Below are 13,203 nucleotides of genomic sequence, written 5' to 3'. Positions count from 1 at the left end.
GCCACCCGCGTGGTGGTGTTTCACCAGGGTCGCGAGATCGCGCGCGGAAGCCCGCGTGAAGTAACCGGCAATCCAGCCGTCATCGAAGCCTATTTGGGCAAACGTGCCGCAAAGGCGGCGGCGGGCCATACACCGATCGATCTAATGGGCGGCCCTCCGGAATGAGCGCGCCCCTGCTCAAAATCGAGCATCTTGAAGTTCGCTATGGCGACCTGATCGGCGTATCCGACGTCTCGCTTGAAGTGCCCGAGGGCAGCGTGGTGGCACTTCTCGGTTCGAATGGCGGAGGCAAGACCACTACGCTCAACGCGATCGCGGGTCTGATTCCGATGCACTCCGGCTCCATCGCCTTTCGGGGCGGCGACATCGGTGGCGAGAGTGCATTTTCGATTGTGCGCAAAGGTTTGGCGTTGTCGCCGGAAGGCTGGCGTCTGTTTGTGCAGCAAAGCGTCGAGAACAACCTGCTGCTCGGAGCAACTCCGCTGCGCGACAAGGGCCGGGCCGCCGAGCTGCTCGCTCGCGTCTACGACATCTTCCCGAGGCTCTCGGAACGACGCAGTCAGCGTGCGGGCACGATGTCAGGTGGCGAACGGCAGATGCTGGCGGTTGGACGGGCGTTGATGAGCGATCCCAAGCTGCTGATGCTGGACGAGCCGTCGCTGGGCTTGGCGCCAGCCGTGGTAGAATCCATGTATGAGACCTTCGGCCGGCTGCATAAGGAAGGGCTGACCATCCTGATTGCCGAACAATCGATCGAACTGGCGCTGGAAGTGTCGGACTTCGCCACCGTGCTACAGGTCGGCAAAAGCGTGTTGTCCGGCACTGCTGCGGAGCTAGCCCACGATCCTCAGGTCCAGCGCGCCTATTTGGGAACCGCCTGACACGACGGCGCTCAAGGCTTGCGCGTCTCCGGACCGAGGTGACCGCGCCGTTACTTGATCTTGTCGTAAGCGGCGGCGTAGTCCGCGAGCGGCATCGGAATCGTGATGGTTTCCTTGCCGAGGTTTTGAAACGAAACCTTCAATTGCTTACCCGATCTCAGCGCAGCCAACAGATCGGGAGCGATCGCGACGCTAGCATAGCAGCCTCTCGCCTCACAGGTCTGGATCTGGGCGTCGATAATTTTCCCATCATCGACCTGAAGCTTGGCGCCACCGGGAAGATTGAGTCCGAGTGGCAATTGGACCAGTGCAACCGGTGCATGAGTGTCGCTCGGCACGCGAATATTGATCAACACCAGCAGCTGCCCGGTCTTGCTAAGTACGGCCGTCTGCTCGATCGCGCATTCCAGCGGAGCTGCGCGGCTTACGCTGCTGCACCGAGCGGCCCAGCCGGGCTGAGGCGCGGGATTAGCGTTATCTGCGCGAGGCTCTGTGGACAGGGGATTGTTTTGCACACCGCGAGGCGAGGCACTGGATTTGGACGACTGTGCGAAGCTTGGACCGGATGCCAGAGCAGCGACTGCGACAATAATTGCGAGCGTGACGGGCGTCTTCACTGAGTGGCTCCGAAAAGAAGGGCCTCCCAATGTGCCGGCACGCCGGCAAAGTCAAGTCACTCCGCGGCTTGCTTGATGGACCCGGCTTGATCGGCGGACACATCCTGATCAGCACTGCCTGATCGTCCCCGACCCGCAAACCAATTCGAGAGCCGATCGAGATAGAGATACACCACCGGAGTGGTGAAGAGCGTCAGTGCCTGGCTGACGATCAGGCCGCCGACCATCGCATAACCGAGCGGCTGGCGGATTTCCGATCCGGTGCCGGTCCCCAGCATCAACGGTACTCCGCCCAACAACGCTGCCATGGTCGTCATCATGATGGGACGAAACCGGAGCAGGGCGGCTTTTCGGATCGATTGCTCGGGCGACAGATGTTCGTCGCGCTCGGCCGTGATCGCAAAATCAACCATCATGATGCCGTTCTTCTTCACGATGCCGATCAGCAGGATCATGCCGATCAGCGCGATCAGGCTGAAGTCGTAGCCGAACGCCATCAGGATCGCGAGCGCGCCGACGCCGGCCGATGGCAACGTCGAAAGAATTGTGAGAGGGTGGATGTAGCTCTCGTAGAGAATGCCGAGGATCAAATACACCACGACCAGCGCCGCCATGATCAGCAGCGGGACGGTGCCGAGCGATTGCTGAAATGCCTGCGCGGTGCCCTGGAAACTCGAGCTGAGCGTGCCGGGGGCGCCAAGTTCGACCATCGCCTTCTGCACCGCCTGCGTAGCCTGCCCCAGTGCCACGCCCTGCCCGAGATTAAAGCTGATGGTAATCGCCGGGAATTGGCCCTGGTGGCTGATCGAAAGTGGTCGGACCGGGACGGTGGTCCATTTCGCGAACGCGGACAGCGGCACCTGGTCGCCTGTGGTTGGCGATTTAACGTAGAGCTTGTTCAGGGTGTCTAGCTTGCCTTGAAGTTCCGGCAGGATTTCCAGGATCACGTGATAGCTGTTTAGCTGGGTGAAATACTGCGCGACCTGCCGCTGACCAAAAGCATCGTAAAGGGTGTCGTCGATCAGCTGAGGCTGGATTCCGAAGCGCGAAGCCGAATCGCGATCGATCGTCAGTGTCAGCGTCGTCCCCGAGGTCTGCTGGTCGGTCGCGACGTCCCGCAGTTCGGGCAAGGTTTTCATCTTCTCCAGAATTTTCGGCGCCCACTCATTCAGTTCGCCGAGATTGGCGTCCTGCAGGGTGAACTCAAACTGCGTGCGTGTAGGTCGCCCGCCGAGGCGAACGTCCTGAGCGGCTTGCATGAATAATCGCGCGCCCTGCACCTTTTCGAATTGCGGCCGAAGCCTCGCGATCACCTGCTGCGCGCTGGCATCCCGTTCGCTGCGGGGCTTTAAGGTAATGTACATACGACCGGTGTTAAGCGCGCTGCCGCCGCCGCCGATGAACATGGCGATACTGGCAACAGCAGGATCGGCCTGAACGATCGCTCCGAGTTCCTCCTGATGTCGCTTCATGTCAGCGAATGAAATGTCCTGCGCCGCTTCGGATGCAGCGGTGATCAGTCCGTTATCCTGCTGAGGGAAAAATCCTTTCGGAATGATCACGAACAAATAAACCGACAAGGCGAGGGTCGCGAAGAAGATCAGCAGTGTTGTCTTGCTCCACCGTAAGGCGCGGTCGAGACCGCGCTCATAGCCATGAAGCATCCTTTCAAAGGCACGCTCGCTCCATTGGTAGAAGCGGCCGTGCTTGGTTTCGCCTCGGGCGCGCAGGAAACGAGATGCCATCATCGGTGTCAGCGTCAGCGACACGGCCATCGAGACGAAGATGGTCATCGCCAGCGTCACCGCGAATTCCCGGAACAGGCGGCCGATGATGCCGCCCATCAGAAGTAGCGGGATGAGCACCGCGACCAGAGAAATGCTGATCGATATAATCGTAAAACCGATTTCACTGGCACCCTTGAACGCAGCGGCAAGCGGTTTCTCTCCCTCCTCCACATAGCGCGTGATGTTTTCTAGCATCACGATCGCATCGTCCACCACGAAGCCGACGGCGATGGTCAGCGCCATAAGCGATAAATTGTCGAGCGTGTAACCAAACACCCACATCAGCGAGCACGCGCCCAGCAGAGCGAGCGGCACGGTCACGGTCGGAATGACCGTCGCCCAGAAGCTGCGCAGGAAAATGAAGATCACCATGACGACCAGGGCGATGGTCACCAGCAGCGTGAATTGCACGTCTTCGACAGCCGCACGAATGGTTGTAGTTCGATCGCTGATGATGTTGATATGGATGGCTGGTGGAATGGCCGCCACGAGGCGCGGCAATTCCGCCTTTATCTTGTCGACGGTCTCGATGACATTGGCGCCGGGCTGCTTGAAGATGACAAGGAAAACGCCGCGTTTACCGTTCGCCCACGCCGCCTGCTTGTTGTCTTCAGGTCCAGAGACGGCCTGACCAATGTCCCGGATGCGCAACGGGCCGCCGTTGCGATAGGCGATGATGACATCGTTCCAGTCCTTCGACGCGGTCAGCTGATCGTTGGCGTAGATCGTGTAGCTGCGCGTGGCGCCGTCAATGCTTCCCTTCGGGCTGTCGACAGTCGTGATTGCGATCTGGCTTCGCACGTCCTCCAGCGAGAGTCCCTTGGCAACAAGCTTCGCCGGATCGATCTGGATTCGGATAGCGGGCTTCTGTTGTCCGCCGATGAACACCTGGGCGACACCGGAGATCTGGCTGATCTGTTGCGCGAGGTGTGCGTCCGTGTCGTTGCTCACCTCCGTCAGGGGTAACGTGTCGGAAGTCGCCGAAAGCAGCAGGATCGGCGAGTCCGCCGGATTGACTTTGCGGTAAGTCGGAGGGTTCGGCAGGTTCTTGGGCAGTTGACCGCCTGCGGCGTTGATTGCTGCCTGCACGTCATTCGCCGCGCCGTCGATACTGCGGTTTAGATCGAACTGAATCGTCACGGCGGCCGAACCGAGAGAACTAGTCGATGTCATCTGAGCAACGCCCGGGATTTGGGCGAATTGCCGTTCCAGCGGTTGCGCAACCGACGAGGCCATCGTCTCCGGACTAGCGCCAGGCAGGTTGGCGGAAACCTGGATAGTCGGAAAATCCACTTGCGGCAGCGGCGCCACCGGCAGGAGAGGGTACGAAACCAGGCCGATGAACAGAATGCCCGCCATCAGCAACGAAGTTGCGATCGGGTAGCGAATGAACGGTGATGAGACGCTTTCGTTCATGGCTATTCGGCTTTGGCCGTATCTGCCTGGGAATTTGCCACCTTCGTGGTCACCGTCGTACCCGGCTGTACCTTGAACTGACCGGCGGTGATCACCTGGTCTCCCGGCGAAAGACCGCTATCAACTACCGACTGTCCGTCGATGGATTGACTGACCTTGACCTTCCGCAGTTCAGCCTTGTTCTCCTGATTGACGACGTAAGCATACAGTCCGTCGGTGCTGTGCTGTATAGCATCATCTGGAGCGACCGTGGCATCCTTGAGCGTCTTCACGAGTAAGCGCGTTGAGACCGACTGGCCGGGCCATAGCGCGTGATCCTTATTATCAAACACCGCTTTCAGCCGGATAGTCCCGCTGGAGGTGTCGACCTGATTGTTCACGACCGCCAGGGTTCCTTCCGCCAGCGGCTTTTTGCCATCGGTCGTGATCGCGATCACCTTGAGCGGCTGGGTCGATTGCGCCTCATTGATGTAGGGTAATTGCTCCTCCGGTGCGGTGAAGATCACCGCGATAGGCTCGATCTGCGCGATCGTGACGATGCCGGTCTGGGTCGAAGCGTTTACAATGTTGCCGACGTCGACCTGGCGCAGACCGGCTACCCCCGAGATCGGTGACTTGACTTGGGTGTAGTCCAGCTGGGTCTGAGCATTGAAAATAGCTGCATCGTCCGCTTCGATCTGTGCGGTTAGTTGCGCAACGGTGGAACGCTGAGTGTCGGTCTGCTGCCGCGTCGCGAATTCGCCAAGTTTTGTGTAACGCTGCAGATCGAGATTGGCATTGGCCAGATTGGCCTCATCCTGCGCTTTCTTCGCCTTGGCCTGGTTGAGCGCGGCCTGGAATGGCCGGGGATCGATCTCGGCGAGCAGGTCGCCCTGTTTCACCAATTGACCTTCCTTGAAGGTGATCTTGTCGATCTGACCATCGACCCTGGTGCGCACCAGAACCGTGTTGAACCCCTGAACGGTGCCGAGCCCGGTCAAATAGACCGGGAAATCAGCCTTTCGGACAGGTGAGATCGTAACCGGAACGGCGTTAATTCGCGCCGCCCCGGATCCCTTCTGCGCAGCAATATGCGGTGATCGCGAGGCCAATCGTTGCCAGCCGAAGTAGCCCAACGCCGCGACGGCTGAGATCAGGAGAACCCAAACAATGGTCCGCAAGGTCTTCATCTTGGGCTCTCGAGGCAAAAAAATAAGAAGTAATCGCTCTTGGAAACAGTTCCGCCCTAGCTACTATATAATACGCGTGCAATTAATGCGCAAACACACCATTATTTGAGAATCCTAAATAATTGGAAAGCTTTGGAAGGCCTAACAACCCATGTCTCTAGACCTTAAGCGACAAGTTGTTGCACAACTTATCGAGACCTCGCGTTTGTTGCGCAACTACATCGACCATCGCGCAAAGAGCCGCGGTACCACGCGCGCGCAATGGATCGTGCTGTTCCGATTGCGGCAGCAGGAAGGATTGTCTCAGGTCGACCTGGCCGACGTGCTTGAACTGCAGCCGATCTCGCTAGTGCGCCTGCTGGATCGTCTGGTCGAGCAAGGACTGCTCGAGCGGTGCCACGATCCAAGGGATCGCCGCGCTAACCGGCTCTTCCTAACAGCGGCCGGCCGTCAGCTTGTGGATGATCTCGATGATTTGCGCGACGCCATTTCGACCGATGTGCTGCAGGACCTCACGACCGAGCCACTTGAAACGACGCTCGACGCGTTGAGACATATAAAAGAGCGGATCAAGGGAATCGCCGACACCCATGGCGTGGCGGCAAAATGATGCGCCTGCAGCTTGATGGCTCCCGCGGCCCGATCATCGCCGACACCTCCGCCCAAATCTAAGCGCGCCAGATCAGGCGTTCGCACAGCGAGCAACTAATCGAGAGCGCCATCAGTGCTTCCGATCGCGTCCGGCGCACCACAAATCGTTCATGACTTGCTCCGCTTGCGAAAACCGCACCGCACCGATTGAAGCGTATTCCGGTGAAATGAAACGCGCCGCTTACTCGGATTTCCTGGCTTCAGTTTAGAACGCGTCAAACCATACTTTAGAACCACTTCAATCTGCGTATTTGGAATCGTTTTGATCTGGATGGATTCAAAGATCATCAGGTCCCAATCACATTGACCCAAATTTCTTCGCTCGATAGCAACGGGCTCATCGCTCGTTGCAAATCAGTTGCGACGAGCGATTTGGAATCTGGTTTGAGGCGCGCGCGGAATGGATCAAGCAAAAGAACCGAAAGCGTCGCGTTCAATCGCGACGGGCAATTCGGTCGAAAAAAAAGCCAGAAATAAAGCCGGCCTAAAGTCCCATGCGCTCCGCTGCCCCAAGGCAAGCTTGTTTTCAATGAGCTATACCACGCTTGCCCTAATGAGCTCCGTCTCGGCCCATGCCCAAACCGCAGGAGCGCCGCAGCCGCAAGCGGTGTCGCAACTTCCGCAAATCGAAATCACAGCACCCGAGCCGAAGCGCCGCGCCAATACACCCGATCGACGCGCCGATCGCGCCGCCGGTCAGCAGCGCCGGTCGCAGGCGGCGCGGCAGGCCGAGCAAACCGCAGCGCCAAAAGCTTTCGCGCTATCGCAGGACGCAAGAACCGGGACCGTCGGCTATTATGCCGACAGTACGTCGGTCGCGACCAAGACCAATACGCCGCTGGTCAACGTTCCGCAGTCCGCCGCTATTCTGACCATGGAGTTCATTGAAGACCAAAGCACCCACAGCATCACCGAATTGTCACGTTACGTTCCGGGCGTGGCCGTGCATCAGGGCGAAGGCAACCGCGACGAACTCGTCATTCGCGGCGTCGACTCCAGCGCGAACTTCTTTGTCAACGGTTTCCGCGATGACGTTCAATACTACCGGGATATCTACAACACGCAGAGCATCGAACTCTTGAAAGGCCCGAGCGCGGTCGTGTTCGGGCGCGGAGCAGGCGGGGGCGTGGTCAACCGCACCCTTAAGGAAGCGGATGGGACGCGGACTTATACCGCGACCGCGCAAACTGGCTCTTACGGTGACAGGCGAGTCACGCTCGATGCCGGCCAGGCGGTGAACGAAAACCTCGCGGTCCGGGTGAATGCGTTTTACGAAGGAAGCGATACGTTCCGCGATTTCGGACATCTTGAGCGCTACGGCTTCAATCCGACGGTCACGCTAAAGCCGGACGACGATACCAAGGTCAAACTGAGCTACGAATATTACCACGACCGGGAAGTTGCCGATCGCGGCAACCCGTCGATCGGCACGGGAACGCGTTTCAATCCGACTTCGCCTTTTGCGCCGAATGGCAATCTGTCGGCATTTTTCGGCAGCCCGATCTACAACAATACCTATGCAGATGTTCAAACGGGTATGGCGGTAGTCGAACACGATTTTGGTAACGGATTGACGGTCAAGAATTCGTCGATGTATGCGGATTTTAACCGCGCCTACCAGAACGTCTATCCGGGCAGCTCGGTCGCGGCCAACGGCGGCTTGAATTATAGCGCTTACAACCATACTACCAACCGCGAAAACGCATTCAATCAGACCGATTTCATCTACAAGACGATAACCGGTCCAATTCGTCACACTATAGCGTTCGGAACGGAATTCGGCCGGCAGACTGGAATCGATCTGCGCAACACCGGAATCTTTGCGAGCACCGGAAAAAACGTGGCGCCGGGCGATCCATTCAATCCGACGTACTTCGGAACGATCAATTTCATCCATCATCCAACGGCCGTGAACTCGGACGGCGTAACAGCGGTAGACTCGAACAGCAAATATCGCCTCAACATCGAATCGGCCTATGTGCAGGACCAGGTCGAGGTCACGCGTTGGCTTCAATTGATCGCGGGTGCGCGTTTCGACCGCTTCGATTTCGGCGCAACCGATGAGAACACGAATATCTTTCGCGTGCGGACAGACGATAAGGTGTCGCCGCGTGCGGCTGTGATCGTGAAGCCGATCGACAATCTTTCAGTCTATGGTGCCTACAGTGTCTCGTATCTGCCGTCATCCGGGGATCAGTTTAGCGCCCTGAACACCGGCTCGGCGTTGCTCCCGCCGCAAAAATTCGAAAACACCGAGGTCGGCGTTAAGTGGAATATATTTCCGCGATTGCAGTATACGGCTGCGATTTATGAGTTGAACCGCACCAACGTCCCGCTCGCGATCGGCGGCGGATTGTTTGCCATCAGTGGCTTGAACATCATCAAAGGCTTTGAGACGGCCCTGACCGGTTATGTTACCGACAATTGGCAGGCAACGCTCGGCTATGCCTACACGGATGCGCGCATTGGCAGCCAGACCAATTCCTCCACCGCAGCTAATCCACCCCCGCCGACGATCCTGAAGGGCAACCGGGTGCAGCTCGTGCCATTCAATCAGCTATCGCTATGGAATAAATACCAGATTGATCCGATGTGGGGCGCCGGACTCGGGGTAGTCTACTTTTCGGATTCTTACGCGGCCTCCGACGACTTCGTAAAGCTGCCCGGGTTTGTTCGCGTCGATGCCGCGCTCTATCTGAAAATCAACGAGACGTGGAAGGCTCAGCTCAACGTCGAGAATATTTTCAACGCGGGTTATTGGTCGTCAGCCGATGGCAACAATAACATTTCGCCCGGCCAGGGTCGCACGTTTCGGTTATTGGCTAAGGCAATATTCTAGACCGGTGCCGCAGGTAGGGGGGAATAATGCACAACCACGTTGCTGCAGAACCCGCAGCAATTCGATCCCCATGCGGTCGCGCGAGACACTGTTTCGTGACGCGGGGGATGCGCGAGTCGCGGGTTGCGTCCTTTTTTCGCTCAGCGGAGCATGGTACGAGATGTCGACGCGTGCAGCATGATCTTCGACCTCGATATCGCTATTAAGGCCCTGATGGAGCGGCTTGGCCGAATTGGTCCCTGAAACGGTCAAATTGAGCGGTATTTAGTAAACCTTATCAGCCACTGGGCCCAACCATGAACCTCTCACATTTGCGCGCGACTGTAGCTGTGATCGGCGTGGCGATGCTGTCGTTGTCTACCCCGTTGCTGGCCCAGCAGAAGGCCGGATCGGGCGGGCAACCTGCGCCCGCGGTTCAGCAAGCACCATCGCCGGCTGCACCGGTCCAAGCAACACCACCGGCACCCGTGCCGGGCGCTGCGGCATTAGCAACGCCGGATGCGGCCGCGGCGCCTGCTGAGAGTGAAAGCAAATTGTTGAAACCGACGACGACCGGCGGCCTGCGCGAGCTATCGCCCTGGTCGATGTTCCTGTCGGCTGACGTGATCGTCAAGGCTGTGATGATCGGTCTGGCCTTCGCGTCCCTGGTGACGTGGACGATTTTTATCGCCAAGATGATCGAACTCACATTGATCAGGCGCAAACTCAGCGCGGCACTTGCCAAGATCAGCGGCGCGCGCTCGCTGGCCGAAGCCCAATTCGCGTTGGGCGCCAAGGAATGCGTGCTCGCATCTCTGCTTGCGGCTGCAATGCGCGAGGGGCGACTCTCGGCGGGGATTTCCAGCGATGCCGGCATCAAGGAGCGCGCTGCCTCCAGCTTTGCCGAGATCGTGCGCGCCGAGGCACGGCGCATCCGGCTCGGCATGGGGCTGCTGGCGACGATCGGTGCCACGTCACCCTTCGTCGGGCTGTTCGGCACCGTCTGGGGCATCATGAACAGCTTTATCGGTATCTCCAAGTCGCAGACCACGAATCTTGCCGTGGTGGCACCTGGCATCGCCGAGGCCCTGCTCGCGACCGCGATCGGTCTGGTCGCCGCGATCCCGGCGGTCATTATCTACAATCACTTCTCGCGGGTGACTAGAACCTATCTCGAACTGGTCAACCGCGCCTCGGGCGCCGCGGGACGGCTGTTGTCGCGCGATCTCGATCGCACCCATGGTGGCTCGCACTCGCGCGCGGCGGAGTAGGGGTATGGGCGCATCGATCACCGGTACCGACCTCGACGACGACAGCGATTTCGAAGAATCGCACGAGATCAATGTCACGCCGTTCATCGACGTCATCCTGGTGCTCCTGATCATCTTTATGGTGGCAGCGCCGCTGTCGACAGTCGATCTTCCGATTGACCTGCCGACCTCGACGGCGATCCCGCAGAAGAAGCCGGACAAGCCGACTTATGTCAGCATCAAGCCCGACCTGGCGGTGGCGATCGGCGAAGATCTGGTCAAGCGGGTTGATCTTGTCCGCACGCTCGACTCCATGCCGGATGCTGGCAAGGATCGCTACATTTTCCTGCGCGCCGACCGCGCCGTTCCGTATGGCGAGCTAATGGACGTGCTCGAAATTCTCCGTGCGGGCGGTTATTCGAAGATCAAGCTGGTGGCGCTGGAGGGCGCGCCGGACTCGGCCGGCTCACAGGCGGCGCCGGCAAATTCGAAGTTTTAGAAGATGATCGGTGCGATCAAAATTCCAGCAATTTTTTCTGACGTGGTTACTTCACGTTGAGCGCTATTTTGGCTCGTTGATGGGCTATGGACGGCCGATGATTGATGTCTGATTTCGACGAACAAAGGCCGTCGCGGCGGCTCTGGATTTTTGCGGGCGTCGCTGCGCTCGCGCTGCATCTCGGCGGCGCCGCGCTTGCGGTCGCGCATCTGCATATTGATGACCCCGATGATCCCTTGGGCGCGCCCGCGATTGAGATCGGCCTTGAACTGGCCGCCGTCCATCGTGAGGCGACTGATCTGCCGCCGGGTCCTGATACGGATGCGTCGGTAGCTTCGCCGCAGATGGCCGAGCAGAAGGCCGAGATCAAGGAAACCGACCTGCCAAAGGACACACCGACGGAAGCCGATAACGCCGATCGGGTGGTAACCCAGAACGAGTCGGAAAAGCCGAAAGAGGAGGAGGCAAAAGTAGCGGCCGTGCAGACATCGGCTTCAAATGAGTCGGTAGCGGCAGAAGCAATGGCCACACCGAGCTCCGAAGCGATTCCCGAATCTTCGCATTCGGTTGCGCCGGCGCAAGGTACCGGAGAGACTGCGCGGCGCGTTCGTGCGACCTGGCAAAAGCAACTGCTTGCGCATCTCGACAAGCACAAGCGCTACCCGCATGAGCGCTCGCAAAAGTCCGCCCAGATTTACGTGCGATTTACGTTGGATCGGATGGGCCACGTGCTCTCGACCAGCATCGAGAAGGGATCTGGCGACACCGCGTTCGACGAGGCCGCGCTCGCCATGGTCAAGCGCTCCGACCCGGTGCCGCCCCCGCCACCTCTGATTGCGGACGAGGGGCTCAGCTTTACCCTGCCGGTCATCTTCCGGGTCAAGGGGCGGAGCTAGTTCGGGGTCGTTGCCGAACCACCGCGACCGCGTGGGCCGCACTTTACGGCCAAAAATATCGGATCCCGACATAAACCACGACCAGACAGGCAAATATCAGTGCCACTGGCATGCGGGGCTTTGTATGCGAAGGCTGGGCGGGGTTCTGCTGGACGGATCTACGCTGCCCCGACGGACGTTTGAAAGCGGTGACATTGTCCTTCACCGGACGACTCGACTGGGCGGGCAGTTCGGGCGGATCGCCGGCTCCGCCCATCTCTCCATAATATGCCTTGTACATGACTTTGATGGTGGCCTCGGTGGCATCAGCGTCAGACTTCTGCGTCAAGAGTGCCTTATAACTCTCCAGAAAGACTTGCGCCTCGTGGGGCAGCGCCGAGGCGCCGTTAAGTTTTGCCATCATCTTCCAGGTTGCGAGATCGGCCCTGGCCCTGGTGTCGGCGCGTCTTGCAATCAACATGTCCGCAGCTCTGATCAAGATCGCCTCAGCCCATTTTGCCTGTTTCAGCCTATGCGTTGCCGGTAACCACCAGCAGGAATTGGATCACGTAACCGGTCAAGCTCCGCAGTATGGCCGAAATAACATCAAGATTTAGACCGAACTGCGAACCGGTGAGGGGAAGAAGGATCAGAATTCCGATCAGGATCAGCATGCCAAAGGGCTCAAGCCGGGAAAGCGGGACTGCTAGCATGCGTGGCAGCAGGCCAACTGCCACCCGTCCGCCATCTAGTGGCGGGATGGGCAACATGTTGAAGATTGCCAGCACGACGTTGATGAGGAGCGCGTTTTTGAGGTTCTCGGCGGCCCACTGCGCGGCATTTGGGGGCACGGAACTCAGGAGATGAAATGCCGCAGCCGCCAGCAGCGCGAGCACGATGTTGGTGGCGGGCCCGGCAAGCGCCACCAGAACCATGCCGATGCGGGGGTTGCGAAGCGCCCGAAAGTTCACTGGCACCGGTTTGGCGTACCCGAACAAAAATGGCGAATGGGAGAGCAGCAGCATTGCCGGCAACAGCACCGTGCCGAATGGATCGATATGCTTGAGCGGGTTGAAAGTGACCCTACCGAGTTGCCAGGCCGTGTTGTCACCGAACGCGTGCGCGACGAAGCCGTGGGCGGCTTCGTGGAAAGTGATGGCGATGATGAGCGGCAATACCCAAACTGAGAGGTCGTACAGGGTGATGTTCACTGGTGTCCTGGTCGGTTCAAAGAATCGCG

General features: G+C 58.9%; 12 protein-coding genes and 1 pseudogene. 8 read left to right on the top strand and 5 right to left on the bottom strand.

Annotation, left to right across the window (positions count from 1 at the left end):
- Nucleotides 1–9 precede the first annotated feature (9 nt).
- Nucleotides 10–165, top strand: a complete 156-nt coding sequence (locus VJV58_RS09380) for a hypothetical protein (protein WP_414641456.1) — start codon at nt 10–12, stop codon at nt 163–165.
- On the top strand, nt 162–881 hold the full coding sequence (locus tag VJV58_RS09375) for an ABC transporter ATP-binding protein (RefSeq protein ID WP_324137063.1): 720 nt from the start codon (nt 162–164) through the stop codon (nt 879–881). Before VJV58_RS09380 ends, VJV58_RS09375 begins: the two co-directional genes overlap by 4 nt.
- 50 nt (nt 882–931) lie before the next feature.
- Here VJV58_RS09375 and VJV58_RS09370 read toward each other — a convergent pair whose 3' ends face one another.
- Genes VJV58_RS09370 through VJV58_RS09360 form a run of 3 tightly spaced genes read right to left on the bottom strand, consistent with a single transcriptional unit; the run spans nt 932 to nt 5,870 of the window.
- Nucleotides 932–1,498: an invasion associated locus B family protein gene (locus VJV58_RS09370; protein WP_324137062.1), complete on the bottom strand. Its 567-nt coding sequence runs from the start codon at nt 1,496–1,498 to the stop codon at nt 932–934.
- Between the two features lie 56 nt (nt 1,499–1,554).
- Nucleotides 1,555–4,701, bottom strand: a complete 3,147-nt coding sequence (locus tag VJV58_RS09365) for a multidrug efflux RND transporter permease subunit (RefSeq protein WP_324137061.1) — start codon at nt 4,699–4,701, stop codon at nt 1,555–1,557.
- Nucleotides 4,702–4,703: 2 nt separating this feature from the next.
- Nucleotides 4,704–5,870: an efflux RND transporter periplasmic adaptor subunit gene (locus VJV58_RS09360; protein ID WP_324137060.1), complete on the bottom strand. Its 1,167-nt coding sequence runs from the start codon at nt 5,868–5,870 to the stop codon at nt 4,704–4,706.
- A gap of 151 nt (nt 5,871–6,021) precedes the next feature.
- On the opposite strand from VJV58_RS09360, the gene VJV58_RS09355 reads away from it, so the two are divergent.
- From VJV58_RS09355 to VJV58_RS09330, 6 genes and pseudogenes are all read left to right on the top strand, one after another.
- Nucleotides 6,022–6,480, top strand: a complete 459-nt coding sequence (locus VJV58_RS09355) for a MarR family winged helix-turn-helix transcriptional regulator (protein ID WP_324137059.1) — start codon at nt 6,022–6,024, stop codon at nt 6,478–6,480.
- A gap of 570 nt (nt 6,481–7,050) precedes the next feature.
- Entirely contained in the window at nt 7,051–9,360 is a 2,310-nt protein-coding gene (locus VJV58_RS09350; protein WP_324137058.1) for a TonB-dependent siderophore receptor, read from the top strand.
- A gap of 114 nt (nt 9,361–9,474) precedes the next feature.
- A pseudogene (locus tag VJV58_RS22380) lies at nt 9,475–9,660 on the top strand (PKHD-type hydroxylase); the annotation flags it as partial.
- Nucleotides 9,657–10,610 carry a tonB-system energizer ExbB gene (exbB, locus tag VJV58_RS09340; RefSeq protein ID WP_324137057.1) on the top strand — a complete coding sequence of 318 codons (954 nt, stop codon included), beginning with the start codon at nt 9,657–9,659 and terminating at the stop codon, nt 10,608–10,610. The pseudogene VJV58_RS22380 and the gene exbB, both read left to right, overlap by 4 nt.
- Nucleotides 10,611–10,614: 4 nt before the next feature.
- Nucleotides 10,615–11,088 carry a TonB system transport protein ExbD gene (exbD, locus tag VJV58_RS09335; protein WP_324137056.1) on the top strand — a complete coding sequence of 158 codons (474 nt, stop codon included), beginning with the start codon at nt 10,615–10,617 and terminating at the stop codon, nt 11,086–11,088.
- A gap of 104 nt (nt 11,089–11,192) precedes the next feature.
- Entirely contained in the window at nt 11,193–11,984 is a 792-nt protein-coding gene (locus tag VJV58_RS09330) for a TonB family protein (protein WP_324137055.1), read from the top strand.
- Between the two features lie 43 nt (nt 11,985–12,027).
- Here the strand turns inward: VJV58_RS09330 and VJV58_RS09325 are convergent, their stop codons facing one another.
- A complete protein-coding gene (locus VJV58_RS09325; RefSeq protein ID WP_324137064.1) occupies nt 12,028–12,444 on the bottom strand; it encodes a hypothetical protein in 417 nt (138 codons plus the stop codon).
- A 49-nt stretch (nt 12,445–12,493) separates the two neighbouring features.
- A complete protein-coding gene (locus tag VJV58_RS09320; RefSeq protein ID WP_324137054.1) occupies nt 12,494–13,174 on the bottom strand; it encodes a site-2 protease family protein in 681 nt (226 codons plus the stop codon).
- Between the last annotated feature and the right edge of the window lie 29 nt (nt 13,175–13,203).

The sequence above is a fragment of the Bradyrhizobium sp. genome, from assembly GCF_035273305.1.
Taxonomy (GTDB): domain Bacteria; phylum Pseudomonadota; class Alphaproteobacteria; order Rhizobiales; family Xanthobacteraceae; genus Bradyrhizobium.
Note: the sequence above shows the minus strand (reverse complement) of the source record. Positions and strands in the feature narration are given on the sequence as shown.

Bases quoted from the DNA above. Each gene is read 5' to 3' on its own strand.
- VJV58_RS09375 (WP_324137063.1), top strand. From the start codon at position 162: ATGAGCGCGCCCCTGCTCAAAATCGAGCATCTTGAAGTTCGCTATGGC.
- VJV58_RS09365 (WP_324137061.1), bottom strand. From the start codon at position 4,701: ATGAACGAAAGCGTCTCATCACCGTTCATTCGCTACCCGATCGCAACT.
- VJV58_RS09360 (WP_324137060.1), bottom strand. From the start codon at position 5,870: ATGAAGACCTTGCGGACCATTGTTTGGGTTCTCCTGATCTCAGCCGTC.
- VJV58_RS09355 (WP_324137059.1), top strand. From the start codon at position 6,022: ATGTCTCTAGACCTTAAGCGACAAGTTGTTGCACAACTTATCGAGACC.
- VJV58_RS09350 (WP_324137058.1), top strand. From the start codon at position 7,051: ATGAGCTATACCACGCTTGCCCTAATGAGCTCCGTCTCGGCCCATGCC.
- exbB (WP_324137057.1), top strand. From the start codon at position 9,657: ATGAACCTCTCACATTTGCGCGCGACTGTAGCTGTGATCGGCGTGGCG.
- exbD (WP_324137056.1), top strand. From the start codon at position 10,615: ATGGGCGCATCGATCACCGGTACCGACCTCGACGACGACAGCGATTTC.
- VJV58_RS09330 (WP_324137055.1), top strand. From the start codon at position 11,193: ATGTCTGATTTCGACGAACAAAGGCCGTCGCGGCGGCTCTGGATTTTT.
- VJV58_RS09325 (WP_324137064.1), bottom strand. From the start codon at position 12,444: ATGTTGATTGCAAGACGCGCCGACACCAGGGCCAGGGCCGATCTCGCA.